21 protein-coding genes are annotated in these 23,346 nt (G+C 72.3%); 15 read left to right on the top strand and 6 right to left on the bottom strand.

Annotation, left to right across the window (positions count from 1 at the left end):
• Positions 1-23: 23 nt before the first annotated feature.
• Both QNO14_RS12000 and QNO14_RS11995 read right to left on the bottom strand, forming a co-directional pair.
• A complete protein-coding gene (locus QNO14_RS12000; RefSeq protein ID WP_257505498.1) occupies positions 24-2,075 on the bottom strand; it encodes a YhgE/Pip domain-containing protein in 2,052 nt (683 codons plus the stop codon).
• Positions 2,072-4,930, bottom strand: a complete 2,859-nt coding sequence (locus QNO14_RS11995) for an MMPL family transporter (protein WP_257505497.1) — start codon at positions 4,928-4,930, stop codon at positions 2,072-2,074. The genes QNO14_RS12000 and QNO14_RS11995 overlap by 4 nt, the downstream gene beginning before the upstream one ends.
• A 114-nt stretch (positions 4,931-5,044) precedes the next feature.
• Here QNO14_RS11995 and QNO14_RS11990 point away from each other — a divergent pair, with 114 nt between their 5' ends.
• Complete coding sequence (locus QNO14_RS11990) at positions 5,045-5,674, top strand: TetR/AcrR family transcriptional regulator (RefSeq protein WP_257505496.1); 630 nt, start codon at positions 5,045-5,047, stop codon at positions 5,672-5,674.
• Here the strand turns inward: QNO14_RS11990 and QNO14_RS11985 are convergent.
• The gene (locus tag QNO14_RS11985; protein ID WP_257505495.1) at positions 5,667-6,659 is read right to left on the bottom strand and encodes an o-succinylbenzoate synthase; all 993 of its coding nucleotides are present in this window, start codon (positions 6,657-6,659) and stop codon (positions 5,667-5,669) included. The two genes, QNO14_RS11990 and QNO14_RS11985, sit on opposite strands and share 8 nt — an antisense overlap.
• Before the next feature lie 254 nt (positions 6,660-6,913).
• Here QNO14_RS11985 and QNO14_RS11980 point away from each other — a divergent pair, with 254 nt between their 5' ends.
• From QNO14_RS11980 to QNO14_RS11950, 7 genes are read left to right on the top strand one after another with little or no spacing between them, the layout of a single operon-like run.
• The gene (locus QNO14_RS11980) at positions 6,914-7,249 is read left to right on the top strand and encodes a PadR family transcriptional regulator (RefSeq protein WP_257494079.1); all 336 of its coding nucleotides are present in this window, start codon (positions 6,914-6,916) and stop codon (positions 7,247-7,249) included.
• A 1-nt stretch (position 7,250) separates the two neighbouring features.
• Positions 7,251-8,219: a permease prefix domain 1-containing protein gene (locus QNO14_RS11975; RefSeq protein ID WP_257505494.1), complete on the top strand. Its 969-nt coding sequence runs from the start codon at positions 7,251-7,253 to the stop codon at positions 8,217-8,219.
• 29 nt (positions 8,220-8,248) lie between these two features.
• Positions 8,249-9,235 (top strand): hypothetical protein, encoded by a 987-nt coding sequence (locus QNO14_RS11970; protein WP_257505493.1) that lies wholly within the window; start codon positions 8,249-8,251, stop codon positions 9,233-9,235.
• Between the two features lie 10 nt (positions 9,236-9,245).
• Complete coding sequence (locus QNO14_RS11965) at positions 9,246-10,043, top strand: LLM class F420-dependent oxidoreductase (RefSeq protein ID WP_257505492.1); 798 nt, start codon at positions 9,246-9,248, stop codon at positions 10,041-10,043.
• 40 nt (positions 10,044-10,083) lie between these two features.
• Entirely contained in the window at positions 10,084-10,983 is a 900-nt protein-coding gene (locus QNO14_RS11960; protein WP_257505491.1) for a 1,4-dihydroxy-2-naphthoyl-CoA synthase, read from the top strand.
• A 7-nt stretch (positions 10,984-10,990) separates the two neighbouring features.
• The gene (locus QNO14_RS11955; RefSeq protein ID WP_257505490.1) at positions 10,991-12,151 is read left to right on the top strand and encodes an AMP-binding protein; all 1,161 of its coding nucleotides are present in this window, start codon (positions 10,991-10,993) and stop codon (positions 12,149-12,151) included.
• A 45-nt stretch (positions 12,152-12,196) separates the two neighbouring features.
• On the top strand, positions 12,197-13,174 hold the full coding sequence (locus tag QNO14_RS11950) for a 1,4-dihydroxy-2-naphthoate polyprenyltransferase (RefSeq protein ID WP_257505489.1): 978 nt from the start codon (positions 12,197-12,199) through the stop codon (positions 13,172-13,174).
• A gap of 16 nt (positions 13,175-13,190) precedes the next feature.
• Here the strand turns inward: QNO14_RS11950 and QNO14_RS11945 are convergent, their stop codons facing one another.
• On the bottom strand, positions 13,191-13,478 hold the full coding sequence (locus QNO14_RS11945; protein ID WP_257494086.1) for a DUF4229 domain-containing protein: 288 nt from the start codon (positions 13,476-13,478) through the stop codon (positions 13,191-13,193).
• 85 nt (positions 13,479-13,563) lie between these two features.
• On the opposite strand from QNO14_RS11945, the gene QNO14_RS11940 reads away from it, so the two are divergent.
• The 3 genes from QNO14_RS11940 to QNO14_RS11930 are packed head-to-tail and all read left to right on the top strand — an operon-like array spanning position 13,564 to position 16,697.
• Positions 13,564-13,950 carry a PLD nuclease N-terminal domain-containing protein gene (locus QNO14_RS11940; protein WP_257494087.1) on the top strand — a complete coding sequence of 129 codons (387 nt, stop codon included), beginning with the start codon at positions 13,564-13,566 and terminating at the stop codon, positions 13,948-13,950.
• A complete protein-coding gene (locus QNO14_RS11935; RefSeq protein WP_257505488.1) occupies positions 13,947-15,785 on the top strand; it encodes a thiamine pyrophosphate-binding protein in 1,839 nt (612 codons plus the stop codon). The genes QNO14_RS11940 and QNO14_RS11935 overlap by 4 nt, the downstream gene beginning before the upstream one ends.
• Before the next feature lie 48 nt (positions 15,786-15,833).
• On the top strand, positions 15,834-16,697 hold the full coding sequence (locus QNO14_RS11930) for a PPK2 family polyphosphate kinase (protein ID WP_257494090.1): 864 nt from the start codon (positions 15,834-15,836) through the stop codon (positions 16,695-16,697).
• Between the two features lie 141 nt (positions 16,698-16,838).
• Here the strand turns inward: QNO14_RS11930 and QNO14_RS11925 are convergent, their stop codons facing one another.
• Positions 16,839-18,128 carry an isochorismate synthase gene (locus QNO14_RS11925; RefSeq protein ID WP_306814716.1) on the bottom strand — a complete coding sequence of 430 codons (1,290 nt, stop codon included), beginning with the start codon at positions 18,126-18,128 and terminating at the stop codon, positions 16,839-16,841.
• Between the two features lie 28 nt (positions 18,129-18,156).
• Here QNO14_RS11925 and QNO14_RS11920 point away from each other — a divergent pair, with 28 nt between their 5' ends.
• From QNO14_RS11920 to QNO14_RS11905, 4 genes are read left to right on the top strand one after another with little or no spacing between them, the layout of a single operon-like run.
• A complete protein-coding gene (locus tag QNO14_RS11920) occupies positions 18,157-18,723 on the top strand; it encodes a DUF402 domain-containing protein (RefSeq protein WP_257505486.1) in 567 nt (188 codons plus the stop codon).
• A gap of 9 nt (positions 18,724-18,732) precedes the next feature.
• Complete coding sequence (locus QNO14_RS11915) at positions 18,733-19,458, top strand: demethylmenaquinone methyltransferase (protein ID WP_257505485.1); 726 nt, start codon at positions 18,733-18,735, stop codon at positions 19,456-19,458.
• A 42-nt stretch (positions 19,459-19,500) separates the two neighbouring features.
• Positions 19,501-20,562, top strand: coding sequence for a polyprenyl synthetase family protein (locus QNO14_RS11910; RefSeq protein WP_257494094.1), 1,062 nt, complete (start codon positions 19,501-19,503; stop codon positions 20,560-20,562).
• Between the two features lie 59 nt (positions 20,563-20,621).
• Positions 20,622-21,995, top strand: coding sequence for an FAD-dependent oxidoreductase (locus tag QNO14_RS11905; RefSeq protein WP_257494095.1), 1,374 nt, complete (start codon positions 20,622-20,624; stop codon positions 21,993-21,995).
• Positions 21,996-22,290: 295 nt separating this feature from the next.
• Here QNO14_RS11905 and QNO14_RS11900 read toward each other — a convergent pair whose 3' ends face one another.
• Positions 22,291-23,259 (bottom strand): hypothetical protein, encoded by a 969-nt coding sequence (locus tag QNO14_RS11900; RefSeq protein WP_257505484.1) that lies wholly within the window; start codon positions 23,257-23,259, stop codon positions 22,291-22,293.
• Positions 23,260-23,346 lie beyond the last annotated feature (87 nt).

The following is a 23,346-nucleotide window of genomic DNA, read 5'->3' as shown; positions in this document are numbered from 1 at the left end:
GCCGCTGCCGCGGCGCCACGGCGTTACACGGCAGCGGCCCCCAGCACGGCCTTGGCGGACGTCGACCGGCGGCGGGCGACCGCCAGCGTCGATGCCACGAAGGCCAGCAACCCCCAGATCACGAGTGCCGCAGCGCCCGCTGCGACGCCGCCGGCGTCGGTGAGCACGCCGAGCATGGCCTGGTAGGCGGGGGTCGTGGGCATGAGACCCGCGACCGAGGCGAGCGCGCCGGGCACGGTCGACACGACGCCGGTGGCGACCGCCAGCACGCCGACGAGCGCGGCCACCCAGCGGCCGGCGCCGCCGAGCACCGCGACCAGCGCCTGGTTCACCGCGGCGAACGCGACACCGGCGAGCATGCACAGCAGGGCGAACAGCGACCACGTGCCGCCGTCGTAGGCTGCGGCCAGCTGCACCACCCCGGCCACCAGCAGACCCTGGAGGGCGCCGATCGCCGCCGCCGGCGCAAGCGAGCGCAGCGCGAGCAGCGCCGACGGCCGACGCGAGGTGAGGGCACGGCCCGAGACCGCCCGCAGTGCCACGAACGATCCGAGCCCGCCGAACCACAGCGCGATCGTCACGAGGAGGGGAACGGCGGAGGCCCCGAACAGATTCGTGCCCAGCCCTTCGGCGGCCACCGGGTCGGCCACGACCGATGCGAGGTCGGCGGCCTCCTGGTCGGTGTACGACGGGAGCGCCTCGGTTGCGGTGGTGAGGCCGTTCGACAGGGTGTCCGCTCCACCGGCCAGCTCGCCGACCCCGTCGGCGAGGGCATCCGCCCCGGTGGCGGCATCCGTCGCCCCGGACGTCAGCTGATCGGCACCGGTCGCGAGCTGCGAGGCGCCCGACGCGAGGGCTCCGGCACCGCCGGCGAGCTCACGGACGCCGCCTGCCGCCTCCTGTGCGCCCCCGGCGAGCCCGTCCACCCCGTCGGCGATCTGGTTGGACTGGGCGGCGATCTCGGTCAGGCCCGCGCCGAGGGCGGGCAGCTGCCCCATGCCCTCCAGCGCCGAGCCGATCGCGCCGGCCTGACCCACGAGGGTCGCGGCGGTGGGCAGCACCTGCTGGGCGCGCTCGGCAGCGGCGTCGAGCTGCGTGCACAGCTCCGCGGTGGAGGCCGGGTCGCACGCGGCGGCCAGGTCCGCCAGCTGCTGGGCCGACGTCGTCAGCTGCTGGTTGATCGCCGTGCTGTTGGCAGCGACCCCCGCGATGGCGTCGGTGAGTTCCTGCGGCATCTGGGGCATGTCCGAGGGGATCTGCGCCGCGATCGCCCCGATCGCGCCGGCCAGCTGCCGCTGCCCGTCGGCGAGGGTCGTCGCGCCACCGGCGAGCGAGTCCAGCCCGTTGGCGGCCTGCGTCGCGCCGTCGGCGAGGGCGCCCGCGCCCGAAGAGAGCTCCCGGGCGCCGTCGGCGATGGCTCCGGCGCCGGTGCCGAGGGCCCGCACGCCGTCGGCGAGGCTGGTCACCCCGTCGCCGATGGTGCGTGCCCCGTCGCCGAGCTCGGCGGCACCGTCTGCCGCCGTGCCCAGCTGGTCGCCGAGCGTGGTGAATCCGAGGAAGACGTTCTCGAGGTAGACCTGCGAGAGCTCGCTGCCGAGCAGGGCCGCGGCTGCCTGCGTGACCTGCGCGGTGATGGCCTCATCCACGACGAGGCTGTCGGGCGCGGTCTCCACGACGATGGTGGCCTGCTCCGGGGTGCTGCCGGGAGCGGTCGATGTCGCGGCGGCGGAGAAGCCCTCCGGGATCGTCACGATGGCGTCGTAGCCACCGTCGGCCAGCCCGTCACGGGCATCGTCGTCGTTGGAGATCGTCCAGGTGAGGTTGCTCGGCAGATCGTCGGAGCCTTCGACGAGGCCCGCCGTCAACTGCCGGCCCAGCGGCACCATCTGGCCGTCGATCGTGACGGGCTCGTCGTCGTTGACGACGGCGACGTTCATGGCGTCGAGCCGTTCGGACGGGTTGTACAGCGCGGCGACGAGCACGCCGCCGATGAGCACCGGGAGCAGCAGCACGCCGATCAGGGTGAGCCACGTGACGGGGCGGCGCGAGCGCGCGCGCTCGAGGAGGAGGGTCATGCGAGGGCCTTGCTTTCCGCGATTCGGTCAGACGCGGCATCCGCGTCGGGTGTGGGGGATGCCGGTCGGTCGCTCAGCATCAGGAGGGTGGGCTCGGGCCGCCCGGCCGCGGCGAGCACCGCGCGCGCGCCGCCGTCGGCGTGCCCGGAGGCGACGACCGTGAGCGCGGCACGAGGATCGCCGGAGCGTTCGCGCAGGCTCTCGGCGGCCGCGCGCAGCAGCCGCGCGGCTTCGTCGCGGTGTTCGGAGGGGAGGGCGTCGAGGCCGTCGAGGACGATGAGGCGCGGGGAGCCCGAGAGGGCCTCCTGGAGGGCCCTCACCGGGTCGTCGCCGGCGTCGAGGAGTGCGACGGAGACGTGCGACCGCACCCAGGCTGCGCGTCCCGGCAGCAGGTGACCGGCCACGCGCAGCAGCCCGTCGTCGGGGGTGATGCGGCCGGCGACCATGAGCGCGAAGGCGCGCGCGGCGCGCCGCTCACCGTCGACGAGCAGGGTGCCGCCGTCGTCGACCCGGAAGGTGCAGTCCCGGAACAGGGTGATCTCGCCGCGGCGACCCGCGTCGGCCGTCAGTGTCACGCCCTCGCCGGCGACGGCCGCGGGCCGTTCCGGCCAGTGCGCGGTGCTGAGCTCGCGCTCGACCGCCTCGCCCTCGATGTCGAAGTGCGGCAGGCGGCGCTCGAGCCACCGCGGCATCCACCAGGCCTTCTCTCCCAGCAGGGCCATGACGGCCGGCACGAGCGTCATGCGCACGAGGAACGCGTCGACCGCGATGCCGGCGGCAAGGCCCAGTGCGATGGGCTTGATGGAGGAGTCGCCCTCGGGCACGAACGCGGCGAAGACGGCGAACATGATGACCGCGGCCGCGGTCACGACGCGGGCCGAGGCGGTGAAGCCGGAGCGCACCGCGCCGACGGCGGTGTGGCGCTCGGCGCGTCCGGCGCGGTCGCGGCGGGTGTGCACGTAGTCCTCGCGCATGCGCGAGACGAGGAAGACCTGGTAGTCCATGGCGAGCCCGAAGAGCACCCCCATGAGGATGATCGGCATGAAGCTGATGACGGGGCCGGTGCGTGCGACGTGCAGCAGATCCGCGAACCAGCCCCACTCGAACACCGCCGCGACCACACCGAACGAGGCGGCCACCGACAGCAGGTATCCGGCGGCGGCGGTCACCGGCACCCAGATCGAGCGGAAGACGATCGTGAGCAGGATGAGCGACAGCCCGACGACGAAGAGCCCGAAGGGCACCAGCGCCGCGCCGAGGCGATCGGAGATGTCGATGCCCACCGCGGTGAAGCCGGTGACCTTGAGATCCACGCCGTACTCGTCGAGCAGCCGGTCGTGCTGGGCGCGGAGCTCCCGCACCAGGTCGGCGGTGGCGGGGTCGTCGGGTGCGGTTTCGGGGACGATCTGCACCAGCCCGGTGTCCGCGGTCTCGTTCGGTGTGGCCAGGGCCACCTCGGCGACGCCGGGCATCTCGGCGATCTCGTCGCCGATGTCGGTCATCAGCGTGAGCGGATCGGTCGAGGTGACGATCGTGCCGGTCATGATGAGGGGCCCGTTGCTGCCGGGACCGAAGTGCTCGGCGCTCAGGTCGTACGCCTGTCGTGCCTCGCTCGAGGGCGGCTGCACCCCGGCGTTCGGAAGCGCGAGGCTGAGGGATGCCGCGGGAACCGCGACGACCCCGAGGCCCACCACGACCGCGACGGTCGTCACGACCGGGTGGCGCGTGACGAGGGTCACCCACCGCTGCGCGAAGCCACGGCGAGCCGGGCGGGGTGCCGAGTCCGTGGCATCCGGCCCTTCGGGCTTGGCGGTGCGGCGTGCCCGGCGGGGCCACCCGACGACGCGTCCCTGGGAGAACCCGAGGAGCGCGGGGGTGAGTGTCACGGCGACCGCCACCGCGATGGCGACCGCAGCGGCGGCGGCGATGCCCATGACGGTCAGGAACGGGATGCCCGCGAACGCCAGCCCGATGAGCGCGATCAGCACCGTCATTCCGGCGAAGACCACGGCCGAGCCGGCGGTGCCGGTGGCGCGGGCGGCGGACTCCTCGGGCTCGACCCCGGCACGCACCTGGTCCTGATGTCGCGCGACGATGAAGAGGGCGTAGTCGATGCCGACCGCGAGCCCGAGCATGATCGCGAGCATGGGGGCGGTCGACGAGATCAGGGTGAACGCCGTCGCCGCGTAGATGAGCGCGATCGCGAGACCCACCCCGATGAGCGCGCTCACCAGCGGGAACCACGCCACCGCGATCGAGCGGAACGTCACGATGAGGACGAACAGCGCGATGAGCACGCCGACGGCCTCGATGATCGACAGTGTCGGGATGGACGTGCCGAACAGGTCGCCGCCCAGCGCCACCTGGGCGCCGGCGGGAAGCTCGTCACGGACGTCGGCCGAGATGTCGCGAAGCGCCTGGGTCGTCTCCTCGCTGACGTCGATGGCCTGCCCGTCGAACTGCAGGCGGACGATCGCGGCCCGCTCGTCGTCGGAGACGAGCCCCGAGACCATATCGTCGAACGGGTCGGTGACCGCCAGCACTCCGTCGAGGTCACCGAATGCCGTGACGGTGTCGGCGATGGCCCCGGTGTAGGGCTCCTCCGTCACGACGTCGCCGTCATCGGCGACGATGACGATCTGAGCGCTGGTTCCGCTCGCCTGCGGGAAGGTGCGCTCCAGCAGCTGGATGCCTTCCTGCGCTTCCGTGCCCGGGATCGAGAAGGCGTTGTCCGTGCCCTTCATGAAGGCCAGGGCGCCTCCTCCCGCGAGGCTGAGCAGCAGCACCCAGGAGACGAGCACGCGCCAGGGGTGGCGGTACGACCAGCGGCCCAGGGAGAACAGGAGAGTGGACACGGCGTCCTTCGTTCGGCAGTCGTCGGTTTGGATACAGTACTGTATCGGATACGTAGGTGTATCGTATTTCGCGCCGGCACCGCCGGCCTGGGTGAATCATGTGAAGGTGGCACCATGGCAGACCCGCGCACTCTCACGCGCAGTCGCGAGAACACCCGCGGCCGCCTGCTCGACGCCGCGCTGGAAGTGTTCGCGGAGGTGGGGCTGGATGCCGCATCCGTCGAGACGGTGTGCGAGCGCGCCGGCTTCACCCGCGGCGCGTTCTACTCCAACTTCGCCTCGAAGGGCGAGCTGTTCCTCGCCCTGATCGCGCGGATCGCGGAGGCGAAGATCGAGGAAGCCGAGGCGCGCGTGCGGGGGATCGACGCCGACAGCGTCTCGACCGACCCGGCCGATCTACTGCGCCGCCTGGTCGGGCTGTCGGTGGCTCCCGGCATCGACCCCGCGCTCGGCAGTGAGATCCGTGCGCAGGCGCTGCGAGATCCGCAGATGGCGGAGGCGTATCTCGCCTGGCAGGACGGCATGATCGCGCGGATCTCGCAGATCGTCTCTCGTCTCGTCGACGCCTACGGCTTTCGTCTGCGCCTGCCCGCGGACGAGGTGGCGCGGCTGTTCGTCGGGATCGCCGACGACACCACGGTCCGCGCCGCGCTGCAGGGCCTGAGCGAGGAGCAGGCTGGGGTGCTGCTCAACGCGCGCGCCGAGCGGCTGGCCGCGGCGCTGGTGGATCCGCCCGTCAGCTGACGGAATCCAGCACGCCGTAGCAGCGGGCGACCCGTTCGAGCCACCATGCCCGGCGGTCTGCCGGCGCCTCGTGGGCGGCCAGCGCCGCGGCATCCGGATGCACGCGCCCCACAGGGAGCGACCCGGCTTGGGGTGCGAGCGGGGGAGTGGTGATGTCGCCCATGAAGAGCGCCGACGTGCCCAGTCCGCAGTCGAAGTCCAGGGTCGGCAGGGCGGCGGCCAGGGCCACCCCCATCGACAGGCCGATCGAGGTGTCCAGGGCACTCGAGACGACGGCGGGAAGCCCCGCCTCGGCGACCAGCTGCAGCGCGCGGTGGACGCCTCCCAGGGGCTGAGCCTTCACCACGAGGATGTCCGCGGCGCCCGCGCGGGCTACGGCCAGCGGGTCGGCGGCCTTGCGGACGCTTTCGTCCGCGGCGACCGGGATGTCCATGTATCGGATGCGCGAGCGCAGCTCCGCGAGCTCCGCGATGCTCGCACAGGGCTGCTCGACGTACTCGAGGTCGAACTCGGCGAGGGCGTGCAGGGCGTGCTCGGCCTCGTCGACGTTCCAGGCGCCGTTGGCGTCGATGCGGACGCGCCCCTCCGGGCCCATCGCCCTGCGCACCGCGCGGACCCGTGCGACGTCGTCGGCGAGGACCTGGCCTCGCTCGGCCACCTTCACCTTGGCCGTGCGGCATCCGTCGAAGCGCGCCAGCACCTCGGCGACGCGGTCAGCGCCGACGGCGGGGACGGTGGCGTTGACCGGCACGCGGTCGCGCACCGGCTGCGGGGCCTCGTTCCAGCCGAAGTCGATCGCGCCGGCCAGCCAGGCGGAGGCCTCGGCGTCGTCGTACTCGGGGAAGGGGGAGAACTCCGTCCAGCCCGCGGGGCCGCGCAGCAGCATCGCCTCGCGCGTGTCCACGCCGCGGAACCGGGTGGAGAGGGGGAGGGCGACGACGACGGCGTCGCGGATCACTTCGTCGAGCGGAGGGAGCGAGGGCACAGCTCCATCCTGGCCCGCCCGAGCGCGGGCCGCCCGGGTCCCGCGCCGTGCATACCCGGCGCCGGCGTGTCGGGTGGCCGGCCCGAACTCCTCAAAAAGCGGGTGTCGGGTGCCCGCAGGGGCCGAATGGGCGCCCCCGTGCGCGTTTCTCGAGGAGTTGGCGCGCGTGCGCCCCGCTGCACCGCCGCGCGCCACGATGCTGACCATCAATGTGCCATTGACGATAGTGTGCGTCGCACAGTACAGTGTGATCCATGAGCGAGACCGAAGCCCTCGACACGCACCTGCAGGAACTGCGGCGCGGCACGACGGTGCTGGCGTGCCTGCGGCTGCTTCAGGAGCCGGGTTACGGCTACGGGCTGCTCGAGGAGCTCAGCCGGCGCGGCTTCGACACCGACGCCAACACCCTGTACCCCCTGCTGCGCCGCCTGGAGAAGCAGGGACACCTCACGAGCGAGTGGAACACCGACGAGGCCCGGCCCCGCAAGTTCTACCGCACGAGCGAAGCCGGGCAGCGCCTGGCCCGTGCCCTCACCGATGACTTCACCGCGATCGCCGAGGCGATCGCGGGCCTCCCCGAGGAGAAATGACATGACCGTGCAGTCCACCTTCACCGATCGTTACGTCGACGCAGCGACGCGCTCCGTCCCGGAGAAGCAGCGCCCCGATCTGGCCGCCGAACTGCGCGCCTCGATCGAGGACCAGGTCGATGCCCGTGCGGCATCGGGTCAGGCTCCCGCCGATGCTGAGCGAGCCGTGCTGAGCGAGCTCGGCGACCCCGAGAAGCTCGCCGCCGGGTACACCGACCGCCCGCTGTACCTGATCGGACCGCGCCTGTACCTGGACTGGCTCCGGGTACTGAAGCTGCTGCTGTGGATCGTGTTGCCGTTGGCCGCGGTCGGCTTCGCCATCGGCGCGGTGGTGGCCGGCGGCGACCCCGCCAAGATGATCGGGGCGGTCATCGGCAGCGTCATCGGCGGCACTCTGTCCGTCGGCATTCACGTGGCGTTCTGGGTGACCCTCGCCTTCGCCATCGCCGACCGCGCGCTCGGCGGCAAGAGCACGCCGTTCACTGCCTGGACCGTCGACCAGCTGCGCGAGGTCCGCCCCGCCGGACAGGGTCTGGGCGACCTCGTCGCCTCGCTCGTCTTCGTCGCCATCGCCGCGGGCGCGGTGATCTGGGACCAGGTCAGGGGAGTGGTGTACCTGCAGGATCAGTGGATGCCGATGCTCGACCCTCGGCTGTGGCCCTGGGGGATCGCGGCGCTGCTCGTGCTGCTCGCCGCGGAGGCGGCCTTGGCCATCGCCGTGTACGTACGCGGGCGGTGGACGTGGCCGTTCGTCGTCGCGAACGCGGTGGTCGCGCTGGCGGTCGCGGTTCCCGCGCTCGTCCTGCTTATCAACGGAATGCTGGTCAATCCGGCGTTCTTCCCCGGCGGCTTCCCTGCCCTGTCGGAGCAGGCCGCGTCGATCTCGGCGGCCGCGCTGGGAATCGTCATCGTCGGTGTGGCCGCGTGGGACATCATCGACGCCGCACTGAAGGCGCGACGCGCGCGCTGAGGCGCGCGACTGGCCAGAAAGGCACGGACATGCGATCGATCAGAGGCGACGACTACACCGGCCGCTACGTTGCGGCCGCGACCGCGGCGGTACGGCCCGCCGAGCGCGTCGACTACGCCGCCGAGCTGCGCGCGTCGATACGCGACCAGATCGACGGCCGCGTGGCACAGGGGGAGGAGCCGGCGGCGGCCGAGGTCGCCGTGCTGAACGGCCTGGGGGACCCCGCCGTGCTCGCCGCCGGATACGCCGACCGGCCGCTGTATCTCATCGGCCCGCGCTGGTACCCGACGTGGCGCCGCATCCTGCGGATCGTGCTGTGGAGCGCGCTGCCCCCGGTGGCGTTCGGTGTCGTCGTGGCCCTGGTCCTGGCGGACAGGTCGCCGTGGGGGATCATCGGGCCGACCATCGGCATCACGCTCAGCGTCGGGGCAGTGATCTTCACCGGCATGACGATCGTCTACACCGCGCTGGAGCGGACGGGTGAGCCCGTCGGAGCGTGGACCGTCGACCAGCTGCCGGGCGGAGAGATGGATGCCGGCACCCGGCTGAGCCCGGTCGAGATGGCCCTTCACCTCGTCGCCGTCGTCTTCGCGATCGTGGGGCTCGTGGCGGTCACCGTCCCGTGGTCCATCGACGATGCCGGACACCTGTCGGTGCTCGATGCCGCGCTGTGGCCGGGGAGCCTGATCGTCGGCATCCTGCTGGTCCTCGTCGGGGCCGTCGTCACCCTGCGGGCGCGGGCGACGGGCCTGTGGGGAGTAGGAAGCGCGACGGCGGTCGCGGTACTCGCGCTGGCCTGGGCTGCTCCCGTCGTGGGGCTCGCGGTGACCGGTCGACTGTTCGATCCGGCCTTCGTGGCCTACCTCGACATCGACGGTGATGCCCAGCGGGTGATCACCCTGCTGGTCGTGGTCGGCACGCTCGCAATCACGGGGTGGAGCGCTTTCGCCGCCTTCCGGCGCGCGCTGAGGACGACCGGGGTGGATGCCGACCCCCGCGGCATCCACCCGTCCTAAGCTGAGCCGCATGCCTCTTCTCGACACTCCCGTGCGGCTCGGCATTCAGGTGCAGCCCCAGCACGCCCCGTACCCCGCCTTCCGCGACGTCGTCATGCGGCTGGAGGAGATGGGTGTGGACGTGCTGTTCAACTGGGACCACTTCTTCCCGCTCTCGGGCGACCCCGATGGCCTGCACTTCGAGTCGTGGACCATGCTCGCCGCGTGGGCGGAGCAGACCGAGCGCGTCGAGTTCGGGGCGCTGGTGAACTGCAACAGCTACCGCAACCCGGACCTGCAAGCCGACATGGCCCGCACGATCGACCACATCTCGGCCAAGGGCGGCACCGGCCGCTTCATCTTCGGCACCGGCGCCGGCTGGTTCGAGCGGGACTACGACGAGTACGGCTATGAGTTCGGCACGCCCGGCTCGCGTCTGCGCGATCTCGAGCAGGGGCTCGCGCGCATCGAGAAGCGGTGGGCGAAGCTGAACCCGGCGCCCACTCGGCGCATCCCCGTGATGATCGGCGGCAAGGGCGAGCAGAAGACGCTGCGCCTGGTCGCCCGCCACGCCGACATCTGGCACAGCTTCGTGGCACCCGACGAACTGCCGCACAAGCTCTCGGTGATCGAGAAGTGGGCCGACGTCGAAGAGCGCCCGACCAGTGGCCTCATCATCTCCAACGAGCTGAAGGGTCGCGACGAGGACTCCGCCGACGCCCTCTACGACAGCGGCGTGCGCCTGTACACGCTCGGCTTCCAGGGGCCGGACTGGGACTACGCGCTCATCGAGCGGTGGCTGCGCTGGCGCGACGGCAAGAACGCCTGACCGCCCGGACGCCCCCGGCGCCCGGGAATAGGCTGGAGCCATGGTTTCCGACCTCTTCGACCCTGCCGAGTGGGTGGCCGCCCCCGGCGCCGATGCCTACACCGACATCACCGCGCACGTCTCCACCGACGGGCGCATCGCGCGCATCGCGTTCGACCGGCCCGAGGTGCGCAACGCCTTCCGGCCGCACACCGTCGACGAGCTGTACCGGGCATTGGACATCGCGCGGCAGGATTCCCGCATCGGCGTGGTGCTGCTCACCGGCAACGGGCCGAGCGGCAAGGACGGCGGGTGGGCGTTCTGCTCCGGCGGCGACCAGCGCATCCGCGGCCGCGACGGCTACAAGTACGAGGGCGACGAGGCTCAGGTCCCCGACCCGGCGCGCTCGGGCCGCCTGCACATCCTCGAGGTGCAGCGGCTCATCCGGTTCATGCCGAAGGTCGTCATCGCCGTGATCCCCGGGTGGGCTGCCGGCGGCGGGCACTCGCTGCATGTGGTCTGCGACCTGTCGATCGCCTCCCGCGAGCACGGCCGGTTCAAGCAGACGGATGCCGACGTGGGCTCGTTCGACGCGGGGTACGGCTCGGCGTACATGGCGCGCCAGGTGGGACAGAAGATCGCGCGCGAGGTCTTCTTCCTCGCCGAGGAGTACTCCGCCGACCGTGCGTACGAGATGGGGGCGGTGAACCGGGTCGTCCCGCACGCCGACCTCGAGCGCGAGGCGATCGCGATGGCGCGAACGATCCTCACGAAGTCGCCCACCGCCATCCGCATGCTGAAGTTCGCGTTCAACGCGGTGGACGACGGGCTGGTGGGCCAGCAGGTGTTCGCCGGCGAGGCGACCCGTCTCGCCTACGGCACCGACGAGGCGGTCGAGGGGCGCGACTCCTTCCTCGAGAAGCGCGACCCCGACTGGTCGCCGTACCCCTGGCACTACTGAGGCGACGGTGGAACTGCAGGCGGTGGACGGCGCCGACCCGCGCGACGTGATGCGGGCGCTGCGGGCCGCCATCCACGGCGCAGGTCCCGCGCTGGGTCTCGGCATGGTCGAGCCCGCCCCGCGCGCCGTCCCCGCCGGCACCGCGGTCGTCGTCACCACGTCCGGCTCCACCGGCGTGCCGAAGTCCGTCGTCCTCAGCCGCGGTGCGCTGACCGCGAGTGCGATGGCCACCGCCGCCCGGGTGGGCGAGGGCTCGTGGCTGCTGGCCCTGCCGGCGTCGTACGTCGCGGGGCTGCAGGTGCTCGTGCGGGCCATCGTCTCGGACCGTGAACCGGCCGTGCTGTCGGGGGCGTTCACGCCGCAGGCCTTCGCCGCGGCCTCGCTCATGATGACCTCCACCCGCAACGGCGAGCGGGTGCCGACCTTCACGTCGCTGGTTCCGGCGCAGCTGCAGAAGCTGCTGGATGGCGCGGAGCACGACACCGTGGTGGCGTCGGCACTGCGCTCGTACGAGGCCATCCTCGTGGGCGGTCAGGCGCTGCCCGCCGCGGTGCTCGAGCGCGCGCAGTCGGCCGGGGCACGGATCGTGCGCACCTACGGCTCCACCGAGACCAGCGGCGGGTGCGTCTACGACGGGCGGCCGCTCGACGGGGTTTCGCTTCGCATCGTCGACGGCGAGGTGCAGATCACCGGACCGACGCTCGCGGACGGCTACCTCGACGACCCCGAGCGCACCGCTGCGACCTTCCCGGTGGATGCCGACGGCACCCGCTGGTACCGCACCGGCGACGCCGGGGTGCTCACGGACGGCGTGCTGGCGGTGCGCGGGCGCCTGGACAACGTGATCGTCTCCGGCGGCATCAACATCTCGCTGGACCGGGTCGAGCAGATCGTGCGCGGCGTCCCCGGTCTCGCCGGCGCGGTGGTCGTCGCCGTTCCGGACGAGCGGTGGGGGGAGGCATCGGTCATCGTCTGCGCCCGCGGCGACGTGCTGCGCCGCACCGACGCCGATCACCTCGCGTCCGCCCGCGATGCGGTGGCCGCGGAGGTCGGTCCGCACGCGCGCCCCGCCCGGCTGGTGCTGGTGGACGAGCTGACGACGCTTCCGAGCGGCAAGCCCGACCGCGAGGCGATCCGCCGCGCGGTCGTGCAGGGCGGGACGCACTGACTCCGGTGCACGGGCGGCCAGGGGCGCGGCCTAAACTGACTGCTCGTGGCAGCACCCTCCCGTAAGAAGCGCTCATCGTCGGCATCCGCTCGAAAGCCCCGCGGTAACCCGCAGAAGCCGAAGGTCACCGGCTCACCGGTCGTCGCCTCCGGGGCGACGGCACGGGACTGGATCGGCGCCGCGCGGCTGCGCACCCTGCCGCTGGCGGTCTCCCCGGTGCTGATCGGCACCGGCGCCGCCCTCGTGGTCGACCGCGAGCTGCACTGGGTCATCGCGCTGGCGTGCCTCGTGGTGGCGGTGTCGCTGCAGATCGGCGTCAATTACGCGAACGACTACAGCGACGGCATCCGCGGCACCGACGACCACCGGGTCGGCCCCGCCCGGCTCACCGCCTCGCGCAAGGCCCGGCCGCGCACCGTGCTCGCGGTCGCGCTGGCGTTCTTCGCCATCGCCGCGCTCGCAGGCCTGGCCATCGTCATCCGCACCCAGGAGTGGTGGATGCTGGCCGCCGGCGCCGCATGCATCGTCGCTGCCTGGTTCTACACCGGGGGCAAGCGCCCCTACGGGTATGCGGGACTGGGCGAGCTCTTCGTCTTCGTCTTCTTCGGTCTGGTGGCGACCGCCGGCACGGCCTACGCGCAGGTGGGCGTGGTGCCGCAGGAAGCGTGGTTCGGCGCGGTGGCGGCAGGGCTGCTCGCCTGCGCCGTGCTGCTGGCGAACAATCTGCGGGACATCGACCAGGACCGCGCCGCCGGCAAGCGCACCCTGACGGTGCGCATCGGCAAGCGGGCCACCCAGGCGCTGTTCACGCTGTTCCTGCTGGTGCCGTTCGCCATCTCGGCGTATCTCGCGCTGTTCTTCCCAATCGCCTGGCTGACGATGCTGGCGCTCATCCCGGCGGCGGCGGCGATCCTCATCGTCTGGACGTACCGCGCGCCGCGCGAGCTCGTGGTGGCGCTGGGGGTGACGTCCCTGACGTCGCTGGTCTACGGGGCGCTGCTGCTCTGGGCGTTCGCCGCCTGAGTCAGCGCGGCCTGAGTCAGCGCAGCGGTGCGTCGTCGCCGAGGGTGCCGGCTGCGGCATCCTCCGCGTCGGCATCCTGCTGCTCGGTCGTGCGCCGCTGCCGCCGCGCGGCGAGGTCGGATGTGACCTCGTCCAGCGGGGCCCGCAGGAACAGCAGCGACAGGCTGAGCCCGATGAGGGCCGCGAAGATCGCCGACAGCCAGTAGTACTCCCGCATGATCGGGAAGAGCATCATGATGCCCAGCGGCACCAGGAACGCCAGCAGACGCAGCACCGAGTAGACGATCGCGGAGCGTGCTTTCACGGTTCCATCCTACGGTCCGCTGAGTGTCGGCTCCGGTTCGGTCACGGTCGGCGCATGCCCAGGTGAGCACGCCTAGGATGGAGACGTGGCGCGTATCCTGCTCATCGTTGCGCTGCTGTTGGCCGTCTTCTGGGTCTACAGCATCGTCGACTGTGCCGTGCAGGACCCCCGCCGCCACCGCGGCGTGAGCAAGCCCATGTGGCTGCTGATCGTCGTCGCGCTGCCGGTGCTCGGCGGCATCCTCTGGTTCGCCGTCGGCCGCACCAAGCGCGCCGACATCCCGCGCCCGAAGGCGCCGGACGACGACCCCGAGTTCCTGGGACGCATCGGAGACATCCGCGACCAGGACGAGCGCATCCGCCGCATCGAAGAGGAACTCAAGGCGCTCGACGCCGATGACGACGATCCGCGGTGGAACAACCCGCCGCAGCCGCCTCAGCCGCCCCAGCCCCCGCGCCCGTCGGACGCATGACCGCGGCGGAGCAGGCTCCGGCGACGGATGCCGCGGCGGCGCTGCTGGGCCGGCTGGTCGAGCGCGGTGTGCGCGACCTCGTGCTGAGCCCGGGATCGCGGTCCCAGGCCCTTGCCCTGGTGGCCGCGGAGCTCGAGGCTCGCGGCCTCGTGCGCCTGCACGTGCGCATCGACGAGCGGGTCGCCGGCTTCACGGCGCTCGGGCTCGCGCGTGAGTCGGGGGTTCCCGCCGCCGTCATCTGCACGTCGGGGACCGCCGCCGCCAACCTGCTCCCCGCGGCGCTGGAATCCCACCACGCGGGCGTCCCCTTGCTGCTGCTGACCGCGGACCGCCCGCCGGAGCTGCGCGGCGTCGGCGCCAATCAGACCACCCGCCAGCCCGGCATGTTCGCCGTGAGCGCGCGGCGCGAGTACGACCTGCCCGTCCCCGACGAGATCGACCGCGACGGTGACGGCGATCAGACCGCCATGCTGCGCGAGGTCGCCGACGACGCGTACGGCGCGAGTCTCGGTTGGGGGAGCCTCCCGAGCGGTCCGGTGCACCTGAACGTGCCCTGCCGCGAGCCGCTGGGTGGGACGCTGCCCGACTGGCTGCTGCGCTCGGCCGCGACCGCCGACGCCGGCGCGGCCGACGACGCCGGCTCCGGCGACGCGGGCCCCGGCGCGGACGTGGTCGCGGACGAGGAGCGTTCCGCCGAGGATGAAGGCGAGGTGTCGGGCGCGCTCTACCAGGGCGGCGGCGGCATCGGTCTGTCCGACCTCCCCGCGGGCGGAGACGAAGAGCCGGTGACGCTGCACCAGGGACCCCGCACGGTCGTCGTGGCCGGAGCGGATGCCGGTGCAGGCGCCGAAGACCTCGCGCACCGCGCGTCGTGGCCGCTGGTCGCCGAGATCGTCAGCGGTGCCCGGTTCGGTCGCAACCTCGTCCACGGCTACCGTGCGCTGCTGCGCGACCCCGAGCTCGGCGGACGCGTGCAGCGCGCCGTGGTCTTCGGGCATCCCACTCTCAGCCGTGAGGTCGTGGCCCTGCTGTCGCGCCCCGACGTCGAGGTGATCGCCGTCCGCGGGCCGGGGGAGCCGCTGAACCTCAACGGCGTGACCACGGCCGTCGGCGACGTCGACATCGCGCCGGGCAAGGCGGATCGGGAATGGCTGGGCGAGTGGATGCTGGCCTCCCGGGCGGCATCGGTCGACCTCGCCCCCGCCGCACCCGACGCGGACGGGCTGGCGTCGGCGCAACCGGCGCAGCGCCTGGGCGCCATCGCCGCGGAGCTGCAGGCGATCCGTGCGCCGCTGGATCGTGAGGCGCTCGTCGACGCCGTCTGGCGGGCGACGTGGCCGCATGACCGGCTGATGTTCGGGTCGTCTCGCCTCGTGCGCGTGGCCGACGCCGTGCTGGCGGGCAAGAAGGTTCCCGTTCACGCCAACCGCGGCCTTGCCGGCATCGACGGCACGATCGCCACGGCGATGGGCATCGCCCTGGCATCGCAGGCCGGCGGCGCCCCCGGCGTCACCCGGCTGCTGCTGGGGGATCTCGCGTTCCTCCATGACGTGGGCGCGCTGCTGCTCCCCCCGCAGGAGCACGAGCCGCGCATCCAGGTGATCGTCGGCAACGACGGCGGCGGCACGATCTTCGACGGACTCGAGGTCGCGGCCGTGGCTCCGCCCGCCGCGATGGAGCGCGTGCTCTACACGCCGCAGACCGCCCGGCTGGAGCAGCTGGCCACCGCCTACGGCTGGGAGTACCAGCGGGTGACCACGCGCGCCGCGCTCGATCAGGTTCTCACCGCGCCGGTCGGCGGACGCCAGCTCATCGAGGTACCGCTGCCGCGCTGAGCGACAGAAGCAGGTGCCGAGGAGCTCGGCATCCGCCATGATGACTGCATGACCGCGATACGTCAGTCCAACGTCAACGTCGACCTGGTCGAGGCGCTGCGGGTGCGGGAGGGGTTCCGCCTCGCTGACGTCGACACCCGTGCGACGCCGGGGTACGGGAAGGACAAGGCCAAGGCCGCCGAGGATCTCGTCGTCGGGGCGCACGAGTTCGACGAACTGCAGGAGCGGCTCTACGCCCAGAGCCGGGAGGACCACTCCAAGCCGTCGGTGCTGCTGGTCCTGCAGGCGATGGACACCGCCGGAAAGGGCGGCATCGTGCGTCACGTGATCGGTGCGACCGACCCTCAGGGCATCCATCTGAAGGCGTTCAAGAAGCCCACCAAGGATGAACTCGCGCACGACTTCCTCTGGCGCATCGAGAAGAACGTCCCCCACCCCGGTTACATCGGCGTCTTCGACCGCTCGCATTACGAGGACGTGCTGATCGGACGGGTGCGCGAGCTCGCACCGCCGGAGGAGATCGAGCGCCGGTACGGGGCCATCAACGACTTCGAGAGGCGCATCACGGACGAGGGCACCTCCATCGTGAAGGTGATGCTGCACATCTCGCCGGCCGAGCAGAAGGAGCGGCTGATGCAGCGCCTGGAGCGGCCCGAGAAGTACTGGAAGTACAACCCCGGCGACATCGACGAACGGCTCCTCTGGCCGCAGTACATGGATGCCTACCAGACCGTGTTCGACCGGACCTCCACCGACGTCGCCCCCTGGTACGTCGTCCCCGCCGGTCGCAAGTGGTACGCACGCCTCGCGGTGCAGCACCTGCTGCTGGCGACCCTGGAGCGCCTCGACCCGCAGTGGCCGCCGGCCACCTTCGACGTCGAGGCGGAGAAGAAGCGCCTCGCGGCGACCTGAGCCGGGGGCTCGCGCGTCGCGTGTCGCGGTCCCGCCGCCCGCGTTCGCCTGTCGCGTTCTGTTGCTTGTGCGGGCGGGAAACCGTCATCCGCGACGGGAGAGCACGGGGAGGGTGCGCGCGGGTGCGCGCGGGTGCGCGCGTCAGGCCAGCGCGTCGACGATCGGGCGGAACTTCACGCGCGTCTCGATGAGCTCCGTCTCGGGGTCGCTGCCTGAGACGATGCCGGCCCCGGCGTAGGCGGTCGCGGCGATCGGCTCGCCCGGCCTTTCCGCGGCGTCGAACTGGGCGCAGCGCAGCGCGATGGCCCATTCCCCGTCGCCGTGGGCGTCGATCCACCCGACCGGGCCGGCGTAGCGACCCCGGTCGAACGGCTCGATGCGGTGGATGAGCTCGACGGCGGCATCCGTCGGGGTGCCTGCGACCGCTGCGGTGGGGTGCAACGCGCTCACGAGATCGAGGGCGGATGCCGCCCCGTGCAGTTCCCCCTCCACGTCGGTGGCCAGGTGCCAGACGTTGGGGAGCTTCAGCGTGAACGGCGCATCGCTCGCCACGAGGGCGCGGGTGTGGGGGCGGAGCGAGGCGAGCACGCTCTGCACGGCGAACTCGTGCTCGTCGGTGTCCTTGGAGCTCGTGGCGAGGGCCGACGACGCGGCGGTGTCGGCATCGGCGTCCGCGCCGCGCGGCGTGGTGCCGGCGAGCACGCGTGCCGTCACGGTGCCGCCGTGCACGGTGACGAGCGTCTCGGGGCTCGCGCCGATGAGGCCGTCGACGGCGAACACCCACGTGTCGGGGTAGTCGGATGCCAGCGCGCGCGCGAGCCGGCGCAGGTCTGATCCCACGGGCACGCTGCCGCGGAGGTCCCGGGCCAGCACGACCTTGCCGACCTCGCCCGCGGCGATGGCGTCGAGACCGGCCTGCACGGCGGCCATGTATCCGGCCGGGGACTGCTCGCCGGGGCCGAGCGTGCCCGACCAGTGCGGCCCGTAGGGCGTCTCGACGGGCTCCATGCCCGCCTCGGCCCGGGCCTCGGCCCGGGCGTCGGCCCCGTCGCTCTCACCGACGTGGGAGCGCGTGATGGTGGTGACCCACGACCGGCCGCCGCGACGACCCACGACGACGCGGGGAACGTTCAGCACGCTGTCACGCTGCGAGCGGGCATCGAACGCGAGCGCACCGAAGGCGACGAGGCCGGTGCCCGGCAGGCCCAGCGGGTCGTCGACCTCTGCGGCGGCGGACAGCTGCTTCCATCCCTCGGCGAGCGAGGCATACGCCTCGGTTCCGGTGCGAGTGAAGGCGAACGCCGTGCCGTAACCCACCATGCCGTCGCCGCGGCGGATCCACGCGGTCGGGTGCGAAGGGGAAGTGAACGGAAGCAGGTCCTCGACGTGGTCTATCTCCCGCGTCTGGACGACGAGGCGCGGAGGAGTCAAAGTCACCCCTCAAGCCTAGACTCGCCAGATGAACGCGACCTCCGCGGCATCCGTCCGCCCTGCCCCCGGTACGCCGCTGCTGTTCCGCTGGCGCAAGTGGGACGGCGGCACGCACTGGGTGCACGAGTGCGTCTACCTCGGCAGCGACGAGTGGGGGGACTGGGTGGGGCAGCGCGTGGGCGACCGCAGCGTGCGGCCGGGCCGGGACATCGTCACCGAGTACCCCGACGTCACGCTGATCCCGCCGGACGGCGACTGGGTGCTCACGCGCAACTCCCCGCCGCATCGCACCCGCATCTACATCGACATCGCGTGGGACGTCACCTGGGAGGACGGGGCGCCGGTCGGGATCGACATGGACCTGGATGTCGTCGAGCGCGTCGGCGCCGAGGTCTACATCGAGGACCGCGACGAGTGGGACGAGCACCGGGTGCGCTACGGCTATCCCCTCGAGCTCGTCGACCGGCTGGAACAGGTCGCCGTGGACCTCGAGGCCCGTGTGCGCGCCGGCCAGGCGCCCTTCGACGACGCGACGGCCGACCGCTGGCTTGCGCGGCTGGCGGAGTTCAGCGAGCTCGACGGCGCCGCGCCGTAGGATCGAGGGGTGACCTCGGAACCCCTTCGCGCCGACCTCGGCAAAGACCCCTCGCGTGTGAGCGGGATGTTCGACGAGGTGGCTCCCGCCTACGACCGCACCAACACCGTGCTGAGCCTCGGCAACGACCGTCTCTGGCGCGTCGCCACCACCCGCGCGATCGCGCCGCGTCCGGGCCAGCGCATCCTCGACCTCGCCGCCGGCACCGGAGCGAGCTCGGTGGCGCTCGCCGCGAGCGGCGCCGAGGTGGTCGCCGCCGACTTCTCGCCCGGCATGATCGCCGAGGGGCGCCGCCGGCACGGCGGCGTGCCCAACCTGTCGTTCGTCGAGGCGGATGCCACGGCTCTGCCCTTCGAAGACGACGCGTTCGACGCGGTCACCATCTCGTTCGGCCTGCGCAACGTCAACGACCCCAAGAAGGCGCTGGCCGAGATGCTGCGGGTCACGGCGCCCGGTGGGCGGCTCGTCATCTGCGAGTTCTCGCACCCCCGCTCGCCGGCGTTCGCGGGCCTGTACCGCTTCTACAACGACCGGGTGCTGCCGGTGATCGCGCGCGCGGTCAGCTCCAACGCGGCGGCGTACGACTACCTCAACGAATCGATCCGCGACTGGCCCGACCAGCCGACGCTCAGTGCCTGGATGCGCGAGGCAGGGTGGGCCGACGTCGCCTATCGGGACCTGACCTTCGGCATCGTCGCCTTGCACCGCGCTCGCAAGCCGCTGACCGGTAGCTGAGCAGTCAGCTTGCGCCAGCGCGACCCCGGTAGGCTGGAGAGCGTGACTGCGAGCCCTCCCACGCCGGGTACCCGCCTGGCGAGCCGCCTCGGCCTGACCGAGCGGGTGTTCGCCGGTGCCCGCGCGCGCAAGCTCATCGCGCGGATCGAAGACGGTCTCGACCGCGTCGAGGCCAACATGGCCGCCGAGCTGAAGACCACAGACGCCCTGGCCGACGCCACCGCCCGCTACCTCTACGAGGCAGGCGGCAAGCGGGTACGCCCGATGCTGGCGCTGCTGACCGCGCAGCTGGGCGACGGCGCCACCGACGAGGTCATCGCGGCGGCCACCGCCCTCGAGCTCACCCACCTCGGCTCGCTCTACCACGACGACGTCATGGACGGCGCGGATGTGCGCCGCGGCGTGCCGAGCGCCCACGCGGTGTGGGGCAACAACGTCGCCATCCTCACCGGCGACCTGCTCTTCTCGCGGGCCAGCCAGATCATGGCGCGGCTCGGCGAGCAGGCGATCCATCTGCAGGCCGACACCTTCGAGCGCCTCGTTCTCGGCCAGATGCACGAGACGGTCGGTCCCCAGCGCTCCGACGATCCCGTCGCCTTCTACCTGCAGGTGCTCGCCGACAAGACCGGCTCGCTCATCGCGGCATCCGCGCAAGCCGGCGTCATCTTCGGCAACGGACCGCGTGAGTTCGAGCAGCCCATGGTCGCTTTCGGCGAGAAGGCGGGCGTCGCGTTCCAGCTGCTGGACGACGTCATCGACCTGTCCGCCGACCCCGGGGAGACCGGCAAGGTCCCCGGCACCGACCTGCGCGCCGGTGTGCCCACCATGCCGTATCTGCTGCTGGGACAGCGGACGGATGCCGCATCCGTCGCCCTTCGCGCGGAGATCGACGAAGGGGTCGCGCTCATCGCCGACGGCGCCGACCCGGCGATCCTCGACGAACCGCTCGCGCGACTGCGCGATCACGAGGCGACCGCCGCCACCCAGGCTCTCGCCGGGGAATGGTCGGACGCGGCGATCGCGGCCCTCGAGCCTCTTCCCGACGGCGCCGTCCGCGAAGCGCTCACCCGCTTCGCGCGCGCCGTCGCCGACCGATCCAGCTGACCGGCGCCGAACCGGCTCGCAAGAGCGCGGCGGCGCCGACCACGAAAGGACCACCACCCATGACCAAGCTGCGACTCGCGATCGTCGGCGCCGGGCCGGCAGGTATCTACGCCGCCGACCTCCTCCTCAAAGCCGAGCGTCGTTTCGACGTGTCGATCGACCTGTTCGAGCAGCTTCCCGCGCCCTACGGCCTGGTCCGCTACGGCGTCGCGCCCGATCACCCGCGCATCAAGGGCATCATCAACGCGCTGCGCGAAGTGCTCGACCGCGGCGACATCCGCCTGTTCGGCAACGTGCGCTTCGGCGAGGACATCACGCTCGACGACCTCAAGCGGCACTACAACGCGGTCATCTTCGCCACCGGCGCCATCCGCGACACGTCTCTCGACATCCCCGGCATCGACGCCGAGGGCTCGTACGGTGCGGCGGACTTCGTCAGCTGGTTCGACGGGCACCCCGACGTGCCGCGCACCTGGCCGCTCGAGGCGGAGTCGATCGCCGTCATCGGCAACGGCAACGTCGCGCTCGACATCAGCCGCATGCTCGTGAAGCACGCCGACGACCTGCTGCCGACCGAGATCCCGCAGAACGTCTACGAGGGGCTGAAGGCGTCGCCCGTCACCGACGTGCACGTGTTCGGTCGGCGCGGCCCCGCGCAGGTGAAGTTCACCCCCCTCGAGCTGCGCGAGCTCGGTGAGCTGCGCGACGTCGACATGGTCGTCTACGACGAGGACTTCGACTACGACGAGGCATCCAAGACCGCCGTCGCCAGCAACAAGCAGGTCATGGTGATCGACCGGGTGCTGCAGTCGTGGCGCAAGCGCCCGTCGGTGAACAACGCCGGCGGCGAGGCATCGCGCCGCCTGCACTTCCACTTCTGGGCCAAGCCGGTCGAGGTGAAGAAGGACGTGTTCGGCCGCGTGAGCTCCTTCGTCTACGAGCGCACGCAGCCCGACGGCCAGGGCGGCGTCGAGGGCACCGGTGAACTGCGCGAAGTGCCCGTACAGGCGCTGTACCGCGCGGTCGGGTACTTCGGCTCGCCCCTGCCGGGCGTGCCGTTCGACAAGCGGCACGGTGTGATCCCGAACCAGGAGGGCCAGGTGATCCACAAGGACTCCAACGAGCGGGTCCCCGGCGTGTACGCGACGGGCTGGATCAAGCGCGGACCGGTGGGCCTCATCGGGCACACCAAGTCGGATGCCATGGAGACGGTCGGCCACATCATCAACGACCAGGGCTCGTGGTGGACGCCCGAGGACCCGTCCGAAGAGGCGATCACCGAGCTGCTCGCCTCGCGCGGAGTGCGCTGGACCGACCTCGAGGGCTGGCACCGCCTCGACGAGTACGAGGTGGCGCTCGGCGCCGCGCAGGGGCGCCCCCGCATCAAGGTCGTCCCCCGCGAGGAGATGATCACGGTCTCACGCGGCGAGTAGCCGCCGGCCCTCCCCGCCCGCCGCGCCCGCCCGCCGCGCGCGCCGCCCGCGCGCGCCCTTCCCGCCATCCCGCGTTCCCCTCCCGCCATCCCGCGTTCCCCTGTCGCGAATGGTCGCTTCCGGCGGCCGGAGGCGACGATTTGCGACAGGCGAGTGGATGCCGTGCGCCGCGTGGCGGCCGTAGGCGACCATTTGCGACAGGCGAGTGGATGCCGTGCGCCGTCCGGCGGCCGGCGGCGACGATTCGCGACAGGCGAGTGGATGCCGTGCGGCGCCCGGCCGCGGGAGCGCCGGCTCAGCCGACGGGCGCGGGGCGCGGGGCGGTCGCACGCGAGGGTGCGAGCCCGATGATGAGCGCGGCCACCAGGAAGACCTGGCCGACCAGCCTCAGCGCGGGTCCGACGGGCGCAGCATCCGCTCCCGACGTCAGGAACGTGTCGGCCAGCGCCATGCCGATGTTGAAGCCCGCGATCCAGCCGGTGGTGCCGATGAGGCCGAGCAGCGCGCAGCCGGCCACGACGAGTCGACGCGCGGTGAGCCTGTCGCCGATGGCGGGAACCAGGCTTGCCACGACCACTCCGAGGGCGACGAACACCCACAGGGCGGCCCAGGCGACGAGGATGGGGTCGATGCGCAGCGACAACTGATTCGCCGCGATCATCTCGGCGTAGATCCGTTCGACGCCCATCCCCGGCACCCGGGCGAGCGGGTTCCACACCGTGACGTGGGCGACGGTCAGCGCGACCAAGGCGAGCGCGGCGACGGCGAACGTCGACCCCCACAGCGCCCGGGTGCGAAGCGACGCCGGGGGATCCGCGCTGCCGGGCGGCGCGACCAGAGCGAAGACGACGGCCAGCGGCACCGCCAGCGTCAGGAGGATGGGGCTCGCCAACAGCAGCGCGATCAGTGCCGCCGCCCCGACGAGCGCCCACCGGGTCGCGGTCGCCCATCGGATGCGGATGCCGCCGGTCGACAGCGCCCCCAGCGCGAAGAGCACAGCCAGGGCTCCGAGAGCGACCCCGATGATCCCGAGAGCACCCCACGCCAGAGCGATCGCGGCGCCTCCGGCCATGTGCTCGCGCTCGGGCGAGGACGGCGCCCCGAAGAAGAACCCGCCCATGCCGAGCGCCAGAGCGGCCGAACCGAAGGCGGCCGCCCAGCGGCCGCGGCGTCGCGCGAGGTCGGTGCGCGCCATGGCGTCGGTCAGGGGATCGTCCCGGTGGGGTGTCGGCGGCGCCGTGCCGTGCGGGGGAGTGGCCGACATGGCCGCAGTCTAGGGAGGCGATGTCGGCCCGGGCAACCGCGCGTCGACGACTGCCCGGCGGGGGGATCATCGGCCAAAGTAGGCTGA

This window comes from Microbacterium sp. zg-Y625 (assembly GCF_030246925.1).
In the GTDB taxonomy this organism is placed as follows: domain Bacteria; phylum Actinomycetota; class Actinomycetes; order Actinomycetales; family Microbacteriaceae; genus Microbacterium; species Microbacterium jiangjiandongii.
The sequence above is the reverse complement of the archived record's forward strand: the minus strand, read 5'-3'. Positions and strand labels throughout refer to the sequence as shown.